The organism is Proteus columbae (assembly GCF_002777965.1).
Lineage (GTDB): Bacteria > Pseudomonadota > Gammaproteobacteria > Enterobacterales > Enterobacteriaceae > Proteus > Proteus columbae.
In genome coordinates this window covers 39,462-62,018 of the sequence record NZ_NGVR01000019.1, presented here as the reverse complement: position 1 = coordinate 62,018, position 22,557 = coordinate 39,462, and the positions used below count along the sequence as shown (strand labels likewise).

21 protein-coding genes are annotated in these 22,557 nt (G+C 31.5%); 18 read left to right on the top strand and 3 right to left on the bottom strand.

All coding sequences use genetic code 11. From position 1 onward, the window contains the following. Window position 1: 1 nt before the first annotated feature. Together sctF and CBE70_RS08435 are read right to left on the bottom strand one after the other, a co-directional pair. Window positions 2-256 carry a type III secretion system needle filament subunit SctF gene (sctF, locus tag CBE70_RS08440; protein ID WP_100158989.1) on the bottom strand — a complete coding sequence of 85 codons (255 nt, stop codon included), beginning with the start codon at window positions 254-256 and terminating at the stop codon, window positions 2-4. A gap of 61 nt (window positions 257-317) precedes the next feature. After that, window positions 318-1,394: a hypothetical protein gene (locus tag CBE70_RS08435; protein ID WP_100158988.1), complete on the bottom strand. Its 1,077-nt coding sequence runs from the start codon at window positions 1,392-1,394 to the stop codon at window positions 318-320. Window positions 1,395-1,690: 296 nt separating this feature from the next. On the opposite strand from CBE70_RS08435, the gene CBE70_RS08430 reads away from it, so the two are divergent. The 18 genes from CBE70_RS08430 to CBE70_RS08345 all read left to right on the top strand — a co-directional run bounded on the left by CBE70_RS08430 (window position 1,691) and on the right by CBE70_RS08345 (window position 20,432). Next, window positions 1,691-2,446, top strand: a complete 756-nt coding sequence (locus tag CBE70_RS08430) for a helix-turn-helix domain-containing protein (protein ID WP_100158987.1) — start codon at window positions 1,691-1,693, stop codon at window positions 2,444-2,446. Then, entirely contained in the window at window positions 2,430-4,142 is a 1,713-nt protein-coding gene (sctC, locus tag CBE70_RS08425; RefSeq protein ID WP_100158986.1) for a type III secretion system outer membrane ring subunit SctC, read from the top strand. The genes CBE70_RS08430 and sctC overlap by 17 nt, the downstream gene beginning before the upstream one ends. A gap of 4 nt (window positions 4,143-4,146) precedes the next feature. Further along, window positions 4,147-5,232, top strand: coding sequence for a type III secretion system gatekeeper subunit SctW (gene sctW / locus CBE70_RS08420; protein WP_100158985.1), 1,086 nt, complete (start codon window positions 4,147-4,149; stop codon window positions 5,230-5,232). A 16-nt stretch (window positions 5,233-5,248) separates the two neighbouring features. Further along, entirely contained in the window at window positions 5,249-7,354 is a 2,106-nt protein-coding gene (locus tag CBE70_RS08415) for an EscV/YscV/HrcV family type III secretion system export apparatus protein (RefSeq protein WP_100158984.1), read from the top strand. 8 nt (window positions 7,355-7,362) lie between these two features. After that, window positions 7,363-7,776 carry an InvB/SpaK family type III secretion system chaperone gene (locus CBE70_RS08410; protein WP_100158983.1) on the top strand — a complete coding sequence of 138 codons (414 nt, stop codon included), beginning with the start codon at window positions 7,363-7,365 and terminating at the stop codon, window positions 7,774-7,776. Between the two features lie 3 nt (window positions 7,777-7,779). After that, a complete protein-coding gene (gene sctN, locus CBE70_RS08405) occupies window positions 7,780-9,081 on the top strand; it encodes a type III secretion system ATPase SctN (protein ID WP_100158982.1) in 1,302 nt (433 codons plus the stop codon). Further along, window positions 9,065-9,526 carry a type III secretion protein gene (locus tag CBE70_RS08400; protein ID WP_100158981.1) on the top strand — a complete coding sequence of 154 codons (462 nt, stop codon included), beginning with the start codon at window positions 9,065-9,067 and terminating at the stop codon, window positions 9,524-9,526. The genes sctN and CBE70_RS08400 overlap by 17 nt, the downstream gene beginning before the upstream one ends. Continuing rightward, entirely contained in the window at window positions 9,507-10,766 is a 1,260-nt protein-coding gene (locus CBE70_RS08395; protein ID WP_157925999.1) for a hypothetical protein, read from the top strand. The genes CBE70_RS08400 and CBE70_RS08395 overlap by 20 nt, the downstream gene beginning before the upstream one ends. After that, a complete protein-coding gene (locus CBE70_RS08390) occupies window positions 10,763-11,659 on the top strand; it encodes a FliM/FliN family flagellar motor switch protein (protein ID WP_100158979.1) in 897 nt (298 codons plus the stop codon). The genes CBE70_RS08395 and CBE70_RS08390 overlap by 4 nt, the downstream gene beginning before the upstream one ends. Before the next feature lie 4 nt (window positions 11,660-11,663). Next, on the top strand, window positions 11,664-12,323 hold the full coding sequence (locus CBE70_RS08385; protein ID WP_100158978.1) for an EscR/YscR/HrcR family type III secretion system export apparatus protein: 660 nt from the start codon (window positions 11,664-11,666) through the stop codon (window positions 12,321-12,323). Further along, window positions 12,323-12,577 carry a type III secretion system export apparatus subunit SctS gene (gene sctS / locus CBE70_RS08380; protein WP_100158977.1) on the top strand — a complete coding sequence of 85 codons (255 nt, stop codon included), beginning with the start codon at window positions 12,323-12,325 and terminating at the stop codon, window positions 12,575-12,577. The genes CBE70_RS08385 and sctS overlap by 1 nt, the downstream gene beginning before the upstream one ends. 4 nt (window positions 12,578-12,581) lie before the next feature. After that, window positions 12,582-13,355, top strand: coding sequence for a type III secretion system export apparatus subunit SctT (gene sctT, locus CBE70_RS08375; RefSeq protein WP_100158976.1), 774 nt, complete (start codon window positions 12,582-12,584; stop codon window positions 13,353-13,355). Further along, window positions 13,348-14,409, top strand: coding sequence for an EscU/YscU/HrcU family type III secretion system export apparatus switch protein (locus CBE70_RS08370; protein WP_100158975.1), 1,062 nt, complete (start codon window positions 13,348-13,350; stop codon window positions 14,407-14,409). The genes sctT and CBE70_RS08370 overlap by 8 nt, the downstream gene beginning before the upstream one ends. A gap of 149 nt (window positions 14,410-14,558) precedes the next feature. After that, window positions 14,559-15,077, top strand: a complete 519-nt coding sequence (sicA, locus tag CBE70_RS08365) for a type III secretion system translocator chaperone SicA (protein WP_100158974.1) — start codon at window positions 14,559-14,561, stop codon at window positions 15,075-15,077. After that, the gene (gene sctE / locus CBE70_RS08360) at window positions 15,070-17,340 is read left to right on the top strand and encodes a type III secretion system translocon subunit SctE (RefSeq protein WP_100158973.1); all 2,271 of its coding nucleotides are present in this window, start codon (window positions 15,070-15,072) and stop codon (window positions 17,338-17,340) included. The genes sicA and sctE overlap by 8 nt, the downstream gene beginning before the upstream one ends. Window positions 17,341-17,362: 22 nt before the next feature. Next, window positions 17,363-18,211 (top strand): type III secretion protein, encoded by an 849-nt coding sequence (locus tag CBE70_RS08355; RefSeq protein ID WP_100158972.1) that lies wholly within the window; start codon window positions 17,363-17,365, stop codon window positions 18,209-18,211. 2 nt (window positions 18,212-18,213) lie between these two features. Continuing rightward, window positions 18,214-19,245 carry an IpaD/SipD/SspD family type III secretion system needle tip protein gene (locus tag CBE70_RS08350; protein ID WP_100158971.1) on the top strand — a complete coding sequence of 344 codons (1,032 nt, stop codon included), beginning with the start codon at window positions 18,214-18,216 and terminating at the stop codon, window positions 19,243-19,245. A 227-nt stretch (window positions 19,246-19,472) separates the two neighbouring features. After that, window positions 19,473-20,432, top strand: coding sequence for an IpaD/SipD/SspD family type III secretion system needle tip protein (locus CBE70_RS08345; RefSeq protein WP_157925998.1), 960 nt, complete (start codon window positions 19,473-19,475; stop codon window positions 20,430-20,432). A 95-nt stretch (window positions 20,433-20,527) separates the two neighbouring features. Here CBE70_RS08345 and CBE70_RS08340 read toward each other — a convergent pair whose 3' ends face one another. Further along, window positions 20,528-22,474, bottom strand: coding sequence for a TonB-dependent receptor plug domain-containing protein (locus CBE70_RS08340; RefSeq protein WP_100159044.1), 1,947 nt, complete (start codon window positions 22,472-22,474; stop codon window positions 20,528-20,530). Between the last annotated feature and the right edge of the window lie 83 nt (window positions 22,475-22,557).

Below are 22,557 nucleotides of genomic sequence, written 5' to 3'. Positions count from 1 at the left end.
ATCAACGCATGTTTCCGATAATGCTCATTGCCAAGTCTTTTACGACTTTAATCGACGTTGATTGTGCATTACGTGTAATATTATATTCAGCAAGCTTAGCTTGATAATCAGCTAATGCCGCAGCATTTGATGTATCTGCTTTTAAGGCATCTAATGCTTTTTTTAAGGCATCACTTTGATCTTTAACCGGCTCTTGAAAGTAGTCATCAATTTTATCAATAGAGCTGACATCATCGGCAACAGGATAGGCTGGCATAATATTATTCCTCTAATTTCAATTCTAAGTTTCGGTTTATAAGTATTTATAAGTATCACTATTAGCCTTGAGGAAAATAGCGATGTTGGTTATCTAGAAAAATATATCCACGATCTTCTTGTAAAATTGCTTTATTCTTCAATATTGGATTACTTATATTTTCACGGTAAAAGATAAATTTTCTTCCAAAAATAGCCGTTTGTTTTTTGATATAAGTATCAAGTTTTTCTTTATTATTCTTCTCTAATAAATCATCAAAGATAAAGTTTAAGCCATTATTTTTTTCTTCAATGGTATAACCTATTGTTTTTGTTAATTCTAATTTATTTATATCATTAATGATGCTTGGAATAGATATTTCTTTAATCGTCGGATAACAATTTTCTGAAAAATAACTATTTATGGCGTTAATGATTTTTAGTTTTTCATTGTCATTATGATAAATGAAATTGACAACGGGTTTAGTTTTATCTTTTAAAATTAAATGTATTTTTTTGTAACTATTTTCAATTGCTAAATTTTCTATTTTTCTTCTATCTATATAAAAAACTTTATTTCCTGAACTGATTTTTTCTTTTGATGTAATGTATGAATCATCAAAAGTGCAATAATATCCATTTTTCCCTTGAAAACCTTTAAGATTTAGACTTTTTAATACAATTGGCGGAATTTTTTTTTCTATTGGCTTGTTTATATAAAATATAAATACCATAAGAAATAAAATTGCCAGCATTAATAACATAAATATTTTTTTATTAGCAACTACTTTCTTTTTATTTTTTTTAAAATACGATGAATTAAGCGATAAATCATTTTTATTACTGACTAAAAATATAGGAATATCATTGGAATACACAGGGGTGTTTAATGGTAATGAATATTCTTTGCCAACTTCCTTTGGTATGAAACTACGCTGAATTATATATTTGTTATTTTCACTATTATTTTCATCAAGTATAATGTCGAGCTTTTTTTTACAGCCCTTATTATCACAAGGAATATAAAGCAGCGTTTTATCACTTTCGTCTTTACTATCATGATCTTCTTCATCTTGTAAGAAAAATACATAGTGGTTGGGTGGTAAAGGTACTATCGTTTCTTTTAATGGACCTGAAAGAATATAAATGTAATACATCATAGATTTAGCCTAATGATAGAATGTTATTAATTCATAATTTAAATATAGTTTAGTGAAATAGTGATTAATTTTCTTTTAAAAAAAAGCACATGTTTTTTATTTGATAGTGAGTATTGATATATTACTAGTACTTTTTTTAAATAATAAACAGAAAAAATTTGTTATTAATCTTTGTAGTTAATAATTCGTAATATTATTGTAGTGTTATATAAAGCAAAAACATAAAGATAAGATGCTTGATAGTTTACTATCTTTAATTTTTCAATTGATTGGTAGGATAAGGTTAAATATTTTTTATGTTAATAAATGATATAAAAATAAGTGGTGACAAAAATATATTGCTCGGAAATTCATTGTTCTTTTGTATTCCTATAAATAATGATTTTCCAGTGAAAATATATGATGAAAAAACGACTAAAATTATAAAAGGAAAGGCTTTTATTTATAATTCAAAAAATGAAGATGTTATTTTTCAATCTGAAAACCAGTCGTGGAAAATTGAGAAACGATCATTTTTTATTTGTGCAAGATTATTGGCATTTATTGATTATGCTCGTGATTTTTCTAAAATGACTGCAATAGGATCTGAATTTGATATTAATCAGCAGATTTTTTATATAGAAGATACTAATAAATCTCTAGAATACGTATTAATAAATGAAGCAATAAAACCGGAAAGCCAATTAGAGCCTCTATTTGTCACCATAAGACACAGTGAAAGTTATTGGCTTATTTTACATCTCATTAGTTATTTAGATGAGAAGAAAAGTAATATTGCACAAATCGGAGAGCGATATGGCGTATCAGGTACACATTTTAGACGACTGTGTAAACGTTATTTAGGTAATTGTGGGAAAAGCCAATTACGTTCATGGCGTGCTGCATCTTCAATTTTAACCACGCTATCAACTGATGAATCATTAACACAAATTGCCGTCGATAATGGATTTAGTTCAGCGTCTCATTTTTCTAATGAAATTAAGACGTTATTTGGTATTACACCAACAGAATTTCGTCGGATTGGTCAACATCTTTATGAAAATAAAAAATAAAATTTATTATGCTATTGGGCTAATACTTTGTTGTAGCTTTTCTTTTCAAACTCAAGCTGCTCAAGGCAAGGTTATCTATACACATCAGGTGAAAAAGCCTGATGTATTTATTGCTGTTGATACTCGAGTAGAACAGTTCTTTCTTGTGTTATCGGATAAGTTAAATAAACCTTTTATTCTGAGTAATGCGGTAAAAAAGGAAAGAGTAACTGGAAATTTTGATATTTCCTCACCAGAAGAAGCATTTGAATTGATGGTAAAACGTTTGTCATTACTCTATTTTAATGATGGAAAATCAATCTATATTTATGAGAGCAGTGAGATATTACAAGAACTCTTTCAGGTAAAAAATATAGGCCTAATCGAGCTAAAAGAGTATTTACAAGATGTAGGATTATATGATCAGCGTTATCCACTACGTGCAGGTCGAGATCAACGCACTTTTTATATTTCTGGCCCTCCTATTTATATTAAATTAGTCAAAGCCGCAGCTGAATTTTTAGATAATGATGTACAAGAGCAAATTAATGAAAATACAAATAACCAAGTACCAGTAGGAAGTTCTCGCTATGGTGATGAGTTTGTACAGATATTTCCATTAAAAAACACCTTTGTACAAGATAGAACTTATATCTTACGTGATGAAAAAGTAGTATTGCCTGGTATTACTTCTGTTTTACAACAGTTGTTTATGTACTCTAACGAAATAAAAAGAACAGCGCAGGATCCTCATCAAACGCTAACAAATAACGATAGTCAGAAATACGATGAAGCGATAAATGGTATTGAAGAAACTAATGCTCCTATTATAACTAAAGTAGGTCAGTATAACGTCGAATTAGTGCCATTACCGGGTTCAAATAGCCTTTTAGTGAAAACAAGCCGAGAAGGTTTGGTATTAATAGGCTCACTTATTGCGCAATTAGATAAACCCAAAAGACAAGTCGAATTGTCATTATGGATAATCGATATCTCTAAAAATAAAGCAGATAGTTTAGGGGTTAATTGGCAAGCAAGTTATGGCTCTGATAAAGGCAGTTTCTTTTTTAATACGGCAAGTTTAAGTGCTGCATCTGGTTTTAATTTTTTAAGTAAAATTAAAGCATTGAGTGAAGATGGTGAAGCTCAAATGGTATCTCGCCCAATATTATTAACACAAGAAAATACGCCAGCTATTTTTGATAACAATACGACTTTTTATACTCAAATAAAAGGTGAACGAGTTGCTTCATTAGAATCAACAACATTTGGCACGATGATCAGTGTATTACCACGTATTGGTAATTCAGATAAAGATATTGAGATGATCATTAATCTGGAAGATGGTGCAGAAAAAAAAGATGACAATGGTAATGATGAAAGTATTGAAAAACTGCCTGTGATTAATCGTACAAACATTAGTACGGTTGCTCGTGTTTCAGAAGGTGGAAGCTTATTAATTGGTGGATATACACGAGAAGATAATGTGAAAGCCGAAAGTAAAGTTCCTTTTCTAAGTGCAATCCCTTTAATTGGCGGAGCTTTCAGATACGAGTCTGATAATAATAAAAAAATGATCCGTATTTTTATGCTACAACCCCGTTTATTAGAAAAAATACAAACCGAATCTTTAGGATCTCTCACTGAAAATCCATTTGAACCAATAGATAAAAAAACGTCTCAGGCATTAAAACAACTTCAGGCTTTTATGAGGTAATATCATGATTGGGCCAATTAATACCTCTACTTCCACAAATCTAGCGAACACTAGTATTGGTAAAAAAAGCCAACAAGAAACAGAGTATAAACAACCAAAAATAAATGAAAGTCAAAACTATCAAAATCAGTTAATAGAGATATCTGATGATATGTCTATGGTTGCCACTCTTTTTTCTCAACGCTTTGGTCAAGCATTAGATAAAAAAGCAAATAGGGGACAAAGCACATTATATATTGCAGAAGAAGGCGCTGATAAAAAATTAGATAAAGTAATGATGCTATTTAGAAAATCAGGACGAAGTTTGCAAGAATTGCTTCAATATTTGCGTAAAATGTTCCCCGATGAAAGTGATCTTGTGATGGTTTTACGAGAATTACTAAGGAAAAAAAAATTAGGGGCGCAATTAAATGCAGGAATTGAGAATGAAATAAATAATCTACTTGAAGGTGAGAATGGAAAGCAAATTCGAGCGGGTATTAATATTGCTTTACAAGCAAAAGCATTTGCTAAGTTACTGTCTCTCGATGCTTCAACATTAAGAAATCTTTATCGTAGCTATATTAATCTTGACCTTGAACCTATTTATTTTTTAAAAATGTGGATTGAAGAATATGATATTAAACAATGCACTATCATTTTAAATTTTTTAACACAAAGCTTAATTTGTGATATGCAATCACTTACACCAAGTTGTTCTCAAAGTTCAGAGTTTGGTTATTTTTTTGAGAGGGTTAATAAATTACGTACCTTATATAGTTTTATAGAAATAAATATAAAAAAATTAGAGTCAAAAGATTTAAAAAATACGATAACTGAAAAAGAACTTTATCAATTAATTTTTCATGGTATGACATTTCCTGATGAAATGGAAAAATATTTAATTTCCCTTCTGGAAAATGAATGGATTAATTATCTAATTAATATAAAAATGAAATTATTGCAAGGGCTAAAAACAATGTTCAATGAATATCCGGGATCATTGTATTTATCTGATGATTTTAGAGATGAATGCCAAATAATTATACAAAAATTTATAGATAACTATCTTAGATTAGAACAATATCAACAAAGAAAATATATAAAATAATTTACGGATAATCTCTATGATTTATAGATTTCTATTGGCAATAAAAAATAGACCAGAGTTAATCGTATTATCGGTTATGATCTTGGTTATTATGATGCTAATTATACCGTTGCCAACCTATATTGTAGACTTTCTTATTGGGCTTAATATTACTATTTCTTTACTTATCTTCATGAGTTCATTTTACATTACTCGTATATTGAATTTTATGACTTTTCCTGCATTATTGCTTATTACGACACTTTTTAGGCTTGCGCTTTCTATTAGTACAAGTCGATTAATATTATTAGATGCAGATGCTGGTGAAATAATTACTTCATTTGGTGAGTTTGTTATCGGTGAAAATTTAGTTGTTGGTTTTGTTGTTTTCTCTATCGTCACTATCGTGCAATTTTTAGTTATTACTAAAGGTTCAGAACGAGTTGCAGAAGTTGCTGCTCGTTTTTCTTTAGATGGAATGCCCGGCAAACAGATGAGTATCGATGCTGATTTAAAATCAGGCATTATTAATAACGATGAAGTGAAAATAAGAAGAAAAGAATTAGGGCAAGAAAGCCAGCTATATGGTTCTTTTGATGGTGCAATGAAGTTTATTAAGGGTGATGCAATTGCTGGTATTGTGATTATCTTTGTTAATTTAATTGGTGGGATCTCTGTTGGTATGGCACAAATGGATCTCTCTATTGGTGACGCATTACATACTTACACACTGTTAACTATCGGTGATGGACTGGTTGCACAAATTCCAGCTTTACTGATTTCAATTAGTGCGGGTTTTATTGTGACTCGTGTTGGTGGTGAAAATAACAATCTTGGTTTTAGCATTATGACCGAGTTACTTGCTCAAGATTTTGCTTTATTAGTGACAGCGATCCTTGCTTTTACCATTGGTTTTTTACCCGGATTTCCAACACCCGTATTTCTTATTTTATCTGTTTTATTAGGTGGATATTTCTTTAAAAAACAATGGGAAAATAAGAAAAAAGAAACGATAACGGATAATAAAGAAGATAATAGTGAAGAGAGTGATTCAGATACTGATGGTAAAAAAGGACTTATTTCAAATCTATTTTCAAATAAAAATGAATCAGAAAATGAGAATAGCTTATTAAAAGAAAATATTACATTATCTCAAGCGGAAACATTACCTTTAATTATTAGCGTATCTTCTAAGAAAAAAACATATCTTTCAAAACTCATTTTTGAAAAATGGCTAAAAAAAGAGTTTATTTTACAATATGGTGTATTGCTTCCTGATATCGTTATTCATTATTCTGATAAAATTGATGATAATAAAATTATTATTTTAATAAATGAAGTTAAGGCCGATGAGTTTGATTGTCCTTTCCCATTTCTTTATATAGAAAATCCTAATGATGAATTTTTATCTCTAAATTTTAAAACAATAGAAATACAAGATAATGATATTAAAAATTACTGGATTAATAAAAGTGATAAAGAAAAAATTGAATTATTAGGCTATAAATTAGAACTACCAGAGATTTATTTTTACAGGAAGTTTTCTAATTTAATTACACTTAATATTGTTGAGTTTCTTGGGATCCAAGAAACAAAAAATATTCTTGATAAAATAGAAGAGAGTTCACCAGAACTTTTAAAAGAGTGTTATAGACAAGTTTCTATTCAACGAATTAATGATGTTTTACAACGTTTGGTACAAGAAAAAATTCCTATTAGAAATATAAAAACGATTATCGGAGGGTTAGTACAATGGGGAAGTAAAGAGAAAGATCCTGTACTTTTAACCGAACATATCCGTTCTTTACTTTCACGTTATATTAGCCATTTTTTTTCAAATGATGGAAAACTTAATGTAATTATTTTATCTCATAACGTAGAGGAGATAATTCGTGGCGGAATAAGACAGAGTTCTTCAGGGACATTTTTAAACTTAGAGCCTGCTGAACTTGATATGATAATAGAAAAAATATCTACTGCTATTGATGAAATTAAATATGTACAAAATTATCTATTTTTAACAGCAATAGATATAAGACGTTTTGTTAAAAAATTAATAGAAACACAATATCCACAATTATCTGTGTTGTCTTACGATGAAGTTACATCAGATATTGAAATTAACGTTTTACAATCTATTTAGGAGAAATTATGTCTTTTGATCTAGCAAGTTTAATTATGGATGCCATGAATGTAATCGGGAGAAATGATTTATTCTCAGAAGGAAAATCTGTTGATAATCATTCAACAATAACAATTAGTTTGGGGGATATGCCGGATATAAATCTATTAGTTGTTGATGAAGTTCCGATGATCTGGTCTGTACTTGGTGAATATAATGAAAATTTATTATCACAAACTAGTTCTTCATTATTATTAACTAGTATTAATAATCAAACTGAAAGTTTTTATCCCGGTCAGCCTGCTTTAGTGAAAGTAGAATCTGAATTAGAGCTCAGAGCTTCGTTTATGCCTATTGCTTTACAAAATGGTGAATCAATGGCAAAGGCGATAGACGAGTATTTTCAAATGATGAATAGCATTCATCAACAATTTATCAATTAAAAAATGAATAACGAATTTTCAATATTTCATCATGCAGCTCACCCTATACGGATACAAGGCAATATTCTTGAAGTGATGTTGCGTGGTGTATTTATTGGAGAAATTTGTCTATTAAAAGATTCTATTGTTAATGGTCAAATTATTGGTGAAGCGATTGTGATTGGCTTTCGCAATGGTATTACGATTTTAAGTATGATGGGGAGTTCACAAGGTTATTCTTTGCAAATAATCGTAGTGCCAACTGGTAATGCTTTTTCTGTTGCTTTAAACCATAATATTTTAGGGAGTATGATTGATATCAAAGGTAATTATTTATTACGTTTCAGTGATAAGAAAGAAATAGAGGAAAATTTCTATTCCTATTTGCCTATTGATGGTCACCCTCCCTCATTTAATGAACGACGTCCTATTACAGAAGTATTTGAATCTGGTGTTCGTGCAGTTGATGGATTATTAAGTTGTGGATTAGGGCAGAGAATGGGAATTTTTGCCAGTGCAGGAACGGGTAAAACCATGTTGATGAATATGTTTATCCGTTTCTCTCAGGCTGATATTTTTGTTATTGGACTTATTGGTGAAAGGGGGCGAGAAGTTACTGAATTTGTCGAGGAACTAAAAGGAGATAAACGATGTGAAAAAACGGTATTAATTTGTTCTACCTCCGATCAACCTGCAATAGAACGCTGTAATGCTGCCTTAGTTGCCACTACGGTTGCTGAATATTTCAGAGAGCAAGGTAAAAATGTCGTGTTATTTATTGATTCTATGACACGCTACTGTCGAGCTTTAAGAGATGTGGCACTGACAGCGGGCGAGCTTCCTGTTCGCAAAGGTTATCCAGCTTCTGTCTTTGATAAATTACCCGCAATTTTAGAAAGACCGGGAGTAACTCATCAAGGCTCAATTACGGCATTTTATACGGTTTTGCTCGAAAGTGATGATGAGCCAGATGCCATAGGTGAAGAAATTCGTTCTATTTTGGATGGACATATCTATCTTTCACGAAAAATAGCGGCTTCAGGTCATTATCCCGCTATTGATATTTTAGGTAGTGTGAGTCGTATTTTTCAGCAAATAACAAGTACTGAACAACAAAAAGCGGCATTAAAAATAAGACAAATATTGATGCGTTTGCAGGATATTAAATTATTACAAGAATTGGGTGAATATCGCGCGGGAGAGAATGAATTAAATGATCTAGCAGTCAATAAGCAAGCGGTAATAGAGGCTTTTCTTATTCAATCATTTAAAGAAAAAGCAGAATTTCAACAAACACTGAATCAACTTTATGCGCTTACCTCCTAATCAACAAATTTTAATAAACGCTATTGCTATGCGTCAAAAAAGAATAGAAAAGGAGCAACAAAAACATCAACAATTAATAAAAGAAGCAGAAAATAAGAAAGAAGAACAAACTTTATTGGCTTCAGCATTAGAGAAAGAGATCCCTTTTTATGAAAAAGCAGGAAGTTATTCGACTATCTCTTTAAACCAACAAAAACGTAAGCAAGCAATTATATTATCTTCATTAAATATTTCTATTACTCAAATTAAAGAAATAGAGTATCAACTGGAAAAACTAAAAAAAAGTAGCTTGTTTTTAAAAAAAGAAAGAGACATAGCAATCAAAAAACAAAATAAAATGAAGCTTTATCTTGAAAGAAAAGCACGAGAAAAAGAGTTATATATTGAAAGATTAGAGCAAAACGAAATTCAGGAGATGGTATTCTATGATCTGCGTAATGAGTAATACTAAAATAGATATGGATTCAATGAGTGAAATAGAATCTATTCATATTAAAAATAAAACATTCCCATCAGATTATACTGAAGTTAATGCCTCTCATAAAACACAACCTTCAACTGAAAATATAAAAAAGATTAATCAAAAATTAATGCTATTAAACCAACTTTATCATCAAAAGAATTCTGAAAAAGTGAATAACACCATCACTCATATTGAAAAAGATACAGATGATGATAGTAAAAATGTTGAAGGCCTATTATTAAATCAGCCAGTTATTCCTATTTATTTAAAGCCATCTCATATTTCATTGGCTAAAAATAGCGAACTTCATCTCGATATTGAAAAAAGTAATGTTCATTATCAAAAAAATAAAAAGTATTCTTTGTATGAAAATAAACGGATAGCCACAAATATTGGGGTAATAAATAAACGTGAGCGATTAGCAAGCGATAACCTCAATTCACGTCAACCAGAAAAAACGGCGACTCAGGTGCCTTATAAGCAAGCACTAAAGCAAAATGAATATCAGAGTGGAAACAGGGCTAAGTCTCAATTAAAAATAGGTAAGGATAACCACACAACGGTGACCATAACAACACCTCCTCAACTTAACACTAAGCTTGAGCGTCATTTAACGCACACCTTGACTCAAGGTGTTGTATTAGGCGCATCATTATCACCCCAAGCGCCTAAGACTTCTCCCTTGACAAAAGAAGCAAGCCTACCAAGTGATGAGTGTCAAATACCACTATCAATATCGTCATTACACATTCAGAAAAAGATAGAAGGGGAACTTTCTCGCGTTGTTCCAGAGCATATTGAAATAAAAAAAGGAGAAAAAGAGAAAGAAAAAGTGCTCATTCAGCCACAAGTCAGATTAGAACCTGACATGTTGCAAGGGGCTTCTCAATCAGTAATGAATTTACCAGAAGCAGCACCAAAATTGTTGGATATGCCTTTATGGCGAGTACTTCATCAGAAGATATCAACACTGACTCGCCCCCCTTCTATAACTTATGTTTTCAAACAATGGGGAAATACCACCCATCAAATGAAAATTCAATTAATAGAACATCAAGTTCAGTTAGTTGCATCAACGGGGCGAGTTTATCAAACGTCTTTAGATGGATTAAATCAATACCAAGGACGGCTTCCATTAGAATTAGCAAGTGAGGAGAATAATGAACGTAGGCGAATTAATGCCGTTAATCATGATGACAATAAAGAAGATGAAAAATCATGATAAGTCAATTAATTCCTGAAACGCGGGAGCCAAACAATGATGAGGTAGCGATTAAAATCTTATCATCTTTATACCAACCTCAACGGCTTAAACACGCTGATTACTATTTTATGATAAGCGCAGAGAATTCACTGGGTAACTTCTCAGGGCTGGTCAGTATTGAGCAGGTCATGGAGATTGCTTATCCTAATAGAGGGATAGCGTGGGCTCAAATTCCTTTTTCTTATTTACAGCCCCTTTTCTTACAGAAATTCCCACAGCTTATTTTCCCTTTTGCGCAAGAGCCTCTGCAATTAACTGTTGATAATATTTGTACCGGTGAAGAAAAAAATGAGCTTTATCCCGTTATTAGTACCGATATAGGTGACGTTTTTATTAATGCTCTTAAAGGTAAATATCAATGGCATCTGCTACCCGAAAATAAAATAGGGGCTATTGGATACTTCTATTTTGGTCATAGCAACATATCTATCTCATTATTAAAAACACTTTCATTGGGCGATATTTTTTTAATCGATAATATCTCTTTATCATTATTTATTGGTGAAAAAAAATGGATGAGTTTTAAATGGACAGGAGGAAATAGTGTGGAATTAGAACAAAAAATTGAAGAACAAAGTAATGAAAATACGACCATTGAGTTAAATAAAAAAATGAGCTTAAAATCAGTGGGAACTATTCCGGTTACTGTCTCTTTCTTATTATTCAGTAAGTCATTACAGATTGAAGAAATTGAAAGTTTATCACCCGGCCAACAGATCACTCTTCCCGATAATATTATTCGTCATATTACATTAACCGTTAATGGAATTGCGATTGCACAAGGGGAATTAGTCAAAGTCGGTGAACGGTTCGCCGTTGAGATCCAACAAGCTTATACTGATCCTGAGTAAATATATGGAAAGCTCAACTCATCTTATTCTTATACTCTCTCTGGCAACCCTTGCACCTTTTGTCATTGCGGCGGGCACTTGCTATTTAAAATTTTCTATTGTGCTGGTGATGACGCGTAATGCATTAGGTGTGCAACAAGTACCGTCAAATATGGTACTTAATGCGATTGCGCTAATGATGGCTCTGTTTGTTATGACACCGATTGCAAAAAATACCTATTACTATCTTGTTGATAATCCAATCGATATCTCATCACCTGAGTCATTTGAGCGTTTTTCAGATGATGCATTAGGTGATTATAAAAAATATTTATACCACTACTCGGATCCCGATTTGTTGGCCTTTTTCGAACAAGCCCAAGGTAATCGACCAAATAGTGAGGGTGAAAACGAAGCAATAGAAAATTCACTTCTTTCATTGCTACCAGCTTACGCATTAAGTGAGATTAAATCTTCGTTTATTATTGGGTTTTATCTCTACTTACCTTTTATTGTTATTGATTTAGTTGTTTCATGCATTTTATTAGCTTTAGGTATGATGATGATGAGTCCAATTACATTATCTGTTCCTTTAAAACTTATTTTATTTATTGCTATGGACGGTTGGAGTTTATTATCCAAAGGATTAATTAATCAATATCTTGATTTGATGGCGGTAAAATAATGGATATGGTCTATGCGGCAAATAAAGCAGTTTATTTAGTTATTCTACTTTCAGCAGGGCCTATTGCTATTGCCACATTTATTGGACTTCTTATTGGGTTATTACAAACAATCACCCAGGTTCAAGAACAAACCTTACCTTTTGGTGTAAAACTGGTTGGTGTTTTTGTTTGTTTATTAATCACCATGGGATGGATGGGCGATAAGATATTAGTTTATGCAAAGGAGATGATGGCGATAGGATTAGCTGGATAATAATATGTTAATATATCTTGGGTATATACAAATTTATTTAGTTGACCTTTTATTGTTAGTTGCAAGACTATTTCCTATTTTTATGTTTATTCCATTTCTCAATAGCCGTATTTTAAGTAGCCAACTATTAAAATATATCGTTGTTTTTTATATCGCAATAGGGATAAGACCGAGTATCACAATCACTGAATTTTGTAGAGCGCAGTGGGAAATTATTTTACTCACCGAACTGGTTATTGGTCTGCTCATTGGTTTACTGGTTGCGACACCTTTCTGGATAGCTTCTGCTTTTGGTGAATTTGTTGATAACCAACGAGGGGCAAGTATTGGTGACACAATAAACCCAACCACAGGTATTGAATCTTCAGAATTTGCTTCATTAACAGGGTTATTTTGTGTCGTATATTTTTTATCGACAGGCGGGCTGACGATTTTAATCAGTACCATAAAAGAAAGTTATGATGTGTTTCCTATTGGCTATTTTAATCAGGATATTGGGTATGCCTTTATCGGGCAATGGCTAAATAATATGATAAAAACGGCGATTGTTTTAGTTTCTCCTGTGCTGATTATTATGTTTTTAAGTGAAGTGGCGTTAGGGGTTTATTCGCTATTTTGTCCTCAACTAAACGCATTTTCATTATCTTTGTGTATTAAAGGGATTATTGCTTTTGCATCACTGTTGCTTTTCTTTGCGTCAGCGATGACAAATGAGCTATATGAATTTTTTAATAATCGTTACTTCTACACATTGTTTATGAGCATCTATCATGGCTGAAAAAACGGAAAAACCAACGCAGAAAAAGCTCGATGATTCCGCTAAAAAGGGTCAAAGTTTTAAGAGTAAAGAGCTTACTTCTGGTTTAGTTTATCTTATTGGTGTGATGTATATTTTTAATCAGATTGAATTAAGTGAATTTACTTATTTTTATCAATCATTACTTCTTCACCCGAGCAACATTACGCTAAAAAGTTATGTAGAGATTATCTCAAGAATATTTTTCCATATTATTTTGCCTATTTTAATGGTTACTATTTTATCAGGCGTGATCCCCTCTCTATTTGCTTCTCGATTTAAATTGGCGACAGAAGCCATCAAGTTTGATTTAAACCATATCAATCCTATTTCTGGTTTTAAGAAAATATTTAGCATAAGAACAGTAAAGGACTTTGCAAAAACATTATTCTTCATACTTATATTTCTTATCACTTGTTATTTATTTATTATTTTACATGGGCCTGAGATATTTTTATTATACCGTTCCAATTTGGCACAGGTGATTGAAAAATGGTGCTCACTGGTTGTGCAATTTATATTTATATTTTTTGTATTATCAATACCTATTCTGATTCTAAATATTATTGCTGATTTTTTCTTGTTTTTAAAAGATATGATGATGGAGAAACATGAAGTTAAACAAGAAAATAAGAATATGGAAGGTGATCCTGAAATAAAATCAACTCGCCGGCAGATACATCAAGAGTTACTTGATGAACCAATGAAAAAAGTTATTCGTGATTCATCGGCTGTTATTGTTAATCCTACTCATGTGGCGGTAGGTATTTATTTTGATCCCGACAATGGCATAATGCCATTAGTTTCACTGAAATGTATTAATGATAAAGCGTTAGCAGTGAAAGCTTATGCGAAAAAAATAGGTACTCCTGTTATTCGCTATCCCGAACTCGCGAGAAAATTTTATCATAAGTATCATTTATTTGAGGTAATGATAGACCAAGATTTATTGGACATTATGGATATTCTTATTTGGCTTAAGAGAATAGAAATGGAAGGTTTACTAAGAGAAGAAATGGATTATACATATCATTAATAAATCCAATGCATGCATTTATGTATTAATTATAAAAATAATGTATTTATATTTATAAATATAGACGTGTGTTTTATTAAAGTAATTAATTAATGATTGTTTTAGAATCTTATTATTAATTATTCATCATAGATGAAAGGATTAACATCATGTCAGTATATGAAAAAATGTCAGAAAAAGAACTTGATCAATTAGCAAACTATATTGTTTCTATTGTTCAGAACGGGACATCACTCAAGGATGAAAGCGCTATCCCAGAAGGATTTATGGAAGGAATCTATTCATTTGCTTATGACTTTTACCAGAAAGGAAAACTGGATGAGGCTGAAGCAATTTTTAAATTTTTGTGTCTCTACGATTTTTATAATGTTGACTATATTATGGGGCTTGCTGCTGTTAAACAATTAAAAAAACAGTATCAAGCTGCTATTGATCTTTATGCTTTAGCTTATCTCAATGCTAAAAATGATTATCGACCTGTATTTTACGCTGGGCAATGTAACTTATCTCTGGGGGAAAAAGAAAAAGCAAAATATTGTTTTAATCAAGTTTCAGAAAAAATTAATGATCAATCTTTAAAAGAAAGAGCCAACGTTTATTTAGAGTCATTAAAAGATATCCCTCTTATTGTTATTGAAGAAAATAATAAGGAAGAACAGCATGAGTGATAAAATTAATACTAATTATAGTACCGTTAATCCTAAATCTTTGATTACTGAAGAAGTAAAAAAGATAATAAAAGTAGATATCAACCAAGCACAAAAAATTACAGAATATGTTAATTCAAATTATACTTTACCTAAATTTTTTGATGAAAAAAAATTTCAAGAAGAACCGCTACTACGAGCCCCCTTGGAGCAAAAAAAAAGTAATGAATCTATTGATTTAGAAACAGAATCACAATATAAAACAAAAACCTTTCCAGAAAAGGAAGATCATCGTCGTGATATAAAAGAGAATAAGCCACAATCAGACGGGTTGACTTCTGAGGATAAAAAAGAGCAGCTATTAGTTAATCAAAAACATTTTTATGACGATAACCATTTACCATTGTCGGCATTTATGCCGACAAAAGAAATGAGCGATTTAAATCATTTAGCTAAAATTCCTACAAATAAATCAACTATCGAAGACGGATCTACACCTCATTTCCCACTTAATAGTCCAGAGAATAAAAAATCAAGTGAGCATTATGAGTTTTTATATTTACAGCTATCTTATCAAAATCTAATCAATAAAAATATTTTAGATAAAATAAAGGATACCGATAAATTTGATTATTATTTAGAAAAATTAAATAAATTATCAAAAGGAGTAGAAGGATTAAGAAATGAGTTTAAACCAATATTAGAAAATGTAAATAAGTATAAAGATGCTTATATCGATTATTGGATGGAAATAAATAAGGAGATAAAAGAAAATAAATTAATATCAGAAAGTGATATTGCTAACTTATTAAAAAATAAGAATATTAGTAATTCAGTTATTAAAGATTTGCTTCATAGTAAGATTCATAGTCGTGATGAAATGGAAGCTTTTTTAACTAAACACTTTCCGTTTATGGATTTACCTGATGATATCTCGAAATATACATTAGATAATTTAGATGATTTATATGGAAAACTCGCCAATTTTCTTGATAATGCATTTAAATATATGCCAGATGTTGCGATAGATAAGAGTAAATTACCTGGAATAACCTCTCATCAGGCGGAACTTGAGAATTTAATTAATAAAAAACAAGACATTAATATTAATAATAAATTAGCGAGTGCCAGTGAACAGTATAGTGCACTCATTGGCGAGCAAAGTAAAATAGAATTAGAAGCCATGGCTGATACGTTATCAGGTATGGCTTTACTCACCTTTTTATTAGCAAAAGTACGTGAACTCACCATGAAAGTGATGTTAGAACGCTCGGAAGGTGAACAAAAGCTTTTTGATGAAATGCAGGAGGTGACGACACAGTCATTAAAAGACAAAATTGCAGATCAGAAAGCACAAATCAAAAAACAAGAAGAAATTCAGTATTGGGCGGGAATTGGATTAAAGATTTTAGGCGGACTATTAACCCTTATTGCCGGTGTTGCTGCGATTTTTACGGCAGGTGCTTCAATGGCATTGGTGGGCGTCGCTGTTGTGATGATGGCTGCCAGTGTTACCTTGACGGTGGCTGATGAAATTTATAAAGCGGTGAATGATAAATCCTTTATGGAAGAAGCAATGGCGCCTGTAACAGAAGCGATTGGCGAGGCTATTGATAAAATATCGGATTTTATTATTGATATGATCCACGCCAGTATGGATATTTTAGAACGTATGGGGGTAAATAAAAATATCCTCGAAGATGCCAAAAAAGCCATGCAAGATAAATTAAAAATGGCGGTGAAAATTATTACCACAATTGCACTTCTTGTTGGTGGGGTGGCGCTTAGTTTTGTTGCTGGCTCGGCGGCAAATGCGGTAACCAGTGTCGCTAAAAATATCTTTACTGAGCAAATTAAGGAAACATTGAAAAGAGTCTTAAATGATTTTCTAGAAGCCATGCTCGGTAAAATGGTTAAGCAAATTATTGTTGAAACAATGCAAAATATTTTTAATAAGATAAGTAAAATTTTATCTAACGAGCTGACAACTCAAGGTATTAAAATGATTAACAGAGCGGTTATCATGTCTAAATTAGCGACAGCCGCTGCATCAAGTACCGTCAATATCTACACCGCGACAATTACAGATAAAATTATTAAATCTATTGCGGATAGTAAAAAATTGGAAGAAATATTAAAACTTATTCAATTATTAATGGATAAGTTGATGGAAAGCTATCATGACCATGTTGATACGCTCACTGAAATTTTAAAAGAGATGAGTGACCAATCCTCAATCAGCAGTAAAACGAAAGCAAATATTGTCAGAAATATCTCTATTTAATATCTCTATAGGGGATGATTATATGTCTACATCAATAAGTAATAGCACCAATGAAGTTAGCGCATTAAAAGATCTCTTTGCCAATATGGTAGATGAGAAAGAAAAAATAGATATTAATAAAGAAGTACCCGAACTTTTTAATCAGGAAAATAAAGCAAAATCAATTATTGATAATATCGATAAATTAGAACTCAGTAAAAAAACAATTGTACCTGAGATAAAACAACCTAAAATAAATAAATCTAATTTACAATATCTTATTTCTCAGTTAGAGAAAGCAAAAAAAACATCAAATAATACACCGATAGTAGCAAGTAATTTTAATTTTTTATCTAATGAAATGATGAGCCTTATTAGTTTAATGATCAAATATTTACAGAATATGATAAAAAAATATGAAGCATCAAGAGAACTCGGTAATTTATTTATGCAAATTGGACTTGATGTTGCTGATAAGGTAAAAGAAAACTTATATAAAAAAGCAGATATTATGCTCAGTGCCACAATTTCGAGTGCTGCTGTTTCTATGACAATACATGGTATTGGTGCCTTTACCTCAATGAATGGGTTAGGTAAGGATATGATAGGAAGCACAAATAAAACAATGATAACAGGTGGACTGGTTTCATCATTGGCCGATCCAATATCAAAAATTATTGACCAATCTATTCAGACTAAAGCACTACAAATAGAAGGTGATGTCAAAGTATTAGAAGCAAGAAGTCATGCCTTAAATCAGGTTGCAAATAATAATAGTGATATTCAACGTGAAGCCTTAGATATTATTAAAGCGTTAATACAAGCAATTGAAGCTATTATTAGAGCTAATCAAGATGCAGTATCATCGATTTCAGGTAATGTAAGAGGATAATCATGGTAGGCCCAACTCGCTATGACAATAATAACTATAATGTATTAAAAAAAGAAGTAAATAAAGAAAGTCTAAATATTATTGATGATAAAGTAGATCATGAATTAAATGAAGAAATATCTATAAAAAAAATAAATGATGCCAAAGAAAAAATAAAAATGGCAACTAAAGAGTTATTCTCGATAAAGAATGATCCTTTAAAAAAGAATTATTCTTTTAGAGAAGCAGAAATTAAAAATGAAAATGATTATACAAATAATGTACATCAAGCAAAAAAACTTGTAAAAAATATTCCAGAATTATCTGAGAATATAGACTCTTCTCTGCCTCTTTCATTACGTGATTTTTTTAGTGAAGTTAAAAGCACGATAACGATAGGTAAACATGATTATCTTGATGTTTTAAAAAATATTTTTTCTAGTTATATGAACTATGTTAATGAACTAAGGGATGGATTGAGTAGCCTAAGTAAACATACAAAAGCAGGCAGTAAAGATGGGTATGTAAACGTGGATTTTGATTCTTTATCTCTCGAGATAAGAAAAATTAAAATTAAAAATTTAAAGTTATTTAAAAATATAAATATTTATTTCAATAAAGGTGAAGGCGATTCTTATTACCGAGTAATAAATGGAGAGAAAATATATTATGAAAGTAGTCGTCGTGCTAATAAAACAATAGAGGCACTTGAAAAAATACTCACTGAAATAAGTGGTATTCGTGTAAAAAAAGAAAATGCTGCAATATCACCAAATATTGGAAATACTTTTATTTTATCGTTAGATTTTACTGAATTTGATAATTTTATACTTGATTTATATAAAAGAAGTTGGAAGAATAAAGATATTCTGCAAACAGAATTTGATCTGTTTAAAAAAACTTTAGATGCGCTTGAAAAAAGAGTGAATACCAATCTAGAAGAACTTTCTAAAAAATACAGTGCTGCAAATAGTAATTATGATAATTTTGTTAAGATAATTAGTAGTACAATGAATACATTGATGGAAATGGCAAAAGGATTTTTACGGTTTTAATTTTTAAAATAAGCGTTAATAAAATTAACAACTAATAGTAATAAAATAGACTAAGCAACTTAATATAATAAAAATATAAATCTAATAAAATAGATAAATATTTTTATTTAAGTTGCTTTTTTTATTGCTATTAGAGGTTAATGATGACATCAATTCTATCTAACAAATCAAACAATAATATTCAAAATTATATTATTAATTCAAATCACTTTTATTTGGAAAAAAAAGTGAGTGATATTGACCGAAGTAATTTTAATAATAAAGCTCATGAAATAGAGAAAAAATTAGATTTAAAAAATTTAAAAAATAGAGATAAGATCTCTCCTTATTATATTGGTCGGAATCTTTCCGAAAAAGAAATTCTATTTATTAATGAAAGTCAATATGCCAATAATAATAAAAATACCTTAGCATTAATTGGTGGGGTTTCTGATGCTGAATATGTTAATGCAGATCTTAATAACGATGATCCCTCTGAGGCTGGCTCGTTACATGATTTTTTTAATGAAGTAAAAAATACGATTATTATCGGTAAACATGATGATTTAGATATTTTAAAAGATATTTTTTCTAAATATATGAACTATGTTAATGATCTAAGGGAAGCATTGAGTAACCTCAGTAAATACACAAAAGCAGGCAGTAAAGATGGGTATGTCAATGTGGATTTCGGTTCTTTACGTAGCGATATTGAAATGATTAAAAATAAATATTTAAATTTATTTCAAAATATAAATATTAATTTTACTAAAGGTGAGGGTGATTCCTATTACCGAGTAATAAATGGAGAAAAAATATATTATGAAAGTAGTCGTAGTGCTAATGAAACAATTGATGCACTTGCAAAAATACTAACGGAAATAAGTGGTATTCATGTAAGAAAAGAAAATGATGCAATGTTACCAGATATTGGAAATACTTTTATTTTATCGTTAGATTTTACTGAACTTGATAAATTTATAAATGATTTAGATGAAAGAAGTAAGAGTCGAGCCGATATTCTGCAAACAGAATTCGATCTGTTTAAAAAAGCCTTGGATGCGCTTGAAAAAAGAATCAATACCAACTTAGACGAACTCTCTAAAAAATATAGCTCAGCAAATAGCAATTATGATAATTTTGTTAAAATTGTTAGTAGTACAATGAACACATTACTTGAAATGGCAAAAGGATTTTTACGTTTTTAATTTTTAAAATGAAATAGCGATATATGGATAATAAAAAATAAGCGCTGTTATTAATGTAATAATAGCGCTTTTATTTTATAAATTAATAAACTTGATTAGAATTTATATTCAACACCTAACCAATAATTACGACCATCTTCCATATAGCCTTGAGTATATTCGTAAGATTTATCAAATACGTTATTAACAGAGGCATTAGCAGAAATACCATAACCAAAGTCGTAATCTAAACGAAGATCAGTTTTTGCATAGCCTGCCAGTTTGTCATTTTCATCAATACGGTTATATGTCCAACTTTGTACTTCTTCCATAATAGTAAAACGGGCGTGTTCTACTGGAATAAAGGTCATCCACATATAGGCTTTATGTTTTGGTAAGCCTTCAATATGTTCGATTTGTTTCGGATCGCTATGGATATAGCTGTAGTTTACGCCAAGTTCTAACCAATCTGTGACGTTGCCTTTAGTGCCTAAATCAAGACCCACATAGTCAACACGTCCGCTGTTTTGGTTTTGGAAGAAGGCGTTACCATTACGATAAACTGTGTGCGCCATAATTGCATCACTAACACGGTTATAGTAAATGCTGGTTTGGTAACCCCATTTATCAGTAATGTGTCCTTCATAGGTTAAGTCGAACGATAATGCACGTTCAGGATCTAAATCGGGATTGATAATCCCTTTTGAGCCATCTTTCGGTTTTTCAGTGGTGTAACGCTCTTTTTGCGTTGGGAAGCGACTACGATCAGACACAGAGAAGCGGACTGCATCATCATTGGCTAAAGAATATTTAGCCATCATTTCCCAGTTAAAGGCCGTTTGTTTGTTATCATCAGCACCTTTATCCGTATCAACACTGTCACGCCAGTCATAGCTAATTGCGCCAACTAAATCGAGATCATTGGTGACAACCCATTGGTATTCAGTGGCTAAAGACCATGTTCTGTCTTTATAACGCATCCAATCGCCACCTTTCTCTTTTTGTGAGCGGTGAACATCATCTTTCCAATGTGCAGCAAAAGAGAGTAGGTCACTTTCACGAGTATCAATACCTAGCTGTAATGCAGCGCCTGTGCTGTAATCGTCATAGTGGCTATAATCAGGGGTGCCACCTTTTTTCGGATACATATAGAGGGTATTTTCAAACTTATCGTGGTATGCACGGCTTTGTAGATTAATACCGTCTGTGATTTGTGTTACACCGCTATAGTAATAGCTCTCTTTGTTGTAATCCGGCCATGCCCAATATTTAAATTTACCCTTACCTAATGTTGATGGTGGGCTATTTTTTTCACCATCTTGTTTTACATAAGTTAGGGTATATTCGTCAGAAGCGCGTGGTGTCCAACCTACTTTGATCATGCCTCGTTTATCATCAGTGGCTGAATTATCACGGCGTCCATGAGTACCCGCAGCTTGATTATTTTCATCAGCACCAGGGATTGGTGTAAAGCGTTGTTTTAATTGGCTACCACTGATTTGAATAAAGCCTAAATCATTGCGAGCACCTAAACGGGCGCTCATGTTATGTGCATAATCAGCACCACGAGCAAAACCTTGAGAATAAGCGATACTGCCTTCTAAGGGTTTTTTCGGGGTTGCTGTAGTGATATTAATTGCCCCCCCCATTAAGTTAGGGCCTTGCAGTAATGAGGTATAACCTTTGTTGACTTCAATACTAGCTAAATCGTTAGTAGTAAAGCGCGCTAAGTCTAAGTTTCCATCATACGGCACATACGTTGGAATACCATCGAAGAAGACAGGCACTTGTCGACTATCAAAACCACGAACTTTAATGGTGTATTCATTACGGTTACCTGATTTTTGCATCACAACACCAGGTAATGTTGCGATAGCTTGTGCAGCATTGACTTTGTTTTGTTCAAGCATTTGTTCTTGCGTTAACACATCAGGGTTTGCCGCAATTGGGCTACTCCAAACGGTTAATAAATCAGGCATTGATTGTCCATAGGTTGTATCTGCAATAGCAATACTTGGTAGTAGAGCAACAGATAAACAGTAGCATAGAGGTTTTAATTTCATCATTCCAATCTCAATTTGCAATCATTATATAATTTTTTATATAGCGAAGTGCGTAAAAATAAATGAATAAAGTGAGTGCTGAC

Bases quoted from the DNA above. Each gene is read 5' to 3' on its own strand.
- sctF (WP_100158989.1), bottom strand. From the start codon at position 256: ATGCCAGCCTATCCTGTTGCCGATGATGTCAGCTCTATTGATAAAATT.
- CBE70_RS08435 (WP_100158988.1), bottom strand. From the start codon at position 1,394: ATGATGTATTACATTTATATTCTTTCAGGTCCATTAAAAGAAACGATA.
- CBE70_RS08430 (WP_100158987.1), top strand. From the start codon at position 1,691: ATGTTAATAAATGATATAAAAATAAGTGGTGACAAAAATATATTGCTC.
- sctC (WP_100158986.1), top strand. From the start codon at position 2,430: ATGAAAATAAAAAATAAAATTTATTATGCTATTGGGCTAATACTTTGT.
- sctW (WP_100158985.1), top strand. From the start codon at position 4,147: ATGATTGGGCCAATTAATACCTCTACTTCCACAAATCTAGCGAACACT.
- CBE70_RS08415 (WP_100158984.1), top strand. From the start codon at position 5,249: ATGATTTATAGATTTCTATTGGCAATAAAAAATAGACCAGAGTTAATC.
- CBE70_RS08410 (WP_100158983.1), top strand. From the start codon at position 7,363: ATGTCTTTTGATCTAGCAAGTTTAATTATGGATGCCATGAATGTAATC.
- sctN (WP_100158982.1), top strand. From the start codon at position 7,780: ATGAATAACGAATTTTCAATATTTCATCATGCAGCTCACCCTATACGG.
- CBE70_RS08400 (WP_100158981.1), top strand. From the start codon at position 9,065: ATGCGCTTACCTCCTAATCAACAAATTTTAATAAACGCTATTGCTATG.
- CBE70_RS08395 (WP_157925999.1), top strand. From the start codon at position 9,507: ATGATCTGCGTAATGAGTAATACTAAAATAGATATGGATTCAATGAGT.
- CBE70_RS08390 (WP_100158979.1), top strand. From the start codon at position 10,763: ATGATAAGTCAATTAATTCCTGAAACGCGGGAGCCAAACAATGATGAG.
- CBE70_RS08385 (WP_100158978.1), top strand. From the start codon at position 11,664: ATGGAAAGCTCAACTCATCTTATTCTTATACTCTCTCTGGCAACCCTT.
- sctS (WP_100158977.1), top strand. From the start codon at position 12,323: ATGGATATGGTCTATGCGGCAAATAAAGCAGTTTATTTAGTTATTCTA.
- sctT (WP_100158976.1), top strand. From the start codon at position 12,582: ATGTTAATATATCTTGGGTATATACAAATTTATTTAGTTGACCTTTTA.
- CBE70_RS08370 (WP_100158975.1), top strand. From the start codon at position 13,348: ATGGCTGAAAAAACGGAAAAACCAACGCAGAAAAAGCTCGATGATTCC.
- sicA (WP_100158974.1), top strand. From the start codon at position 14,559: ATGTCAGTATATGAAAAAATGTCAGAAAAAGAACTTGATCAATTAGCA.
- sctE (WP_100158973.1), top strand. From the start codon at position 15,070: ATGAGTGATAAAATTAATACTAATTATAGTACCGTTAATCCTAAATCT.
- CBE70_RS08355 (WP_100158972.1), top strand. From the start codon at position 17,363: ATGTCTACATCAATAAGTAATAGCACCAATGAAGTTAGCGCATTAAAA.
- CBE70_RS08350 (WP_100158971.1), top strand. From the start codon at position 18,214: ATGGTAGGCCCAACTCGCTATGACAATAATAACTATAATGTATTAAAA.
- CBE70_RS08340 (WP_100159044.1), bottom strand. From the start codon at position 22,474: ATGAAATTAAAACCTCTATGCTACTGTTTATCTGTTGCTCTACTACCA.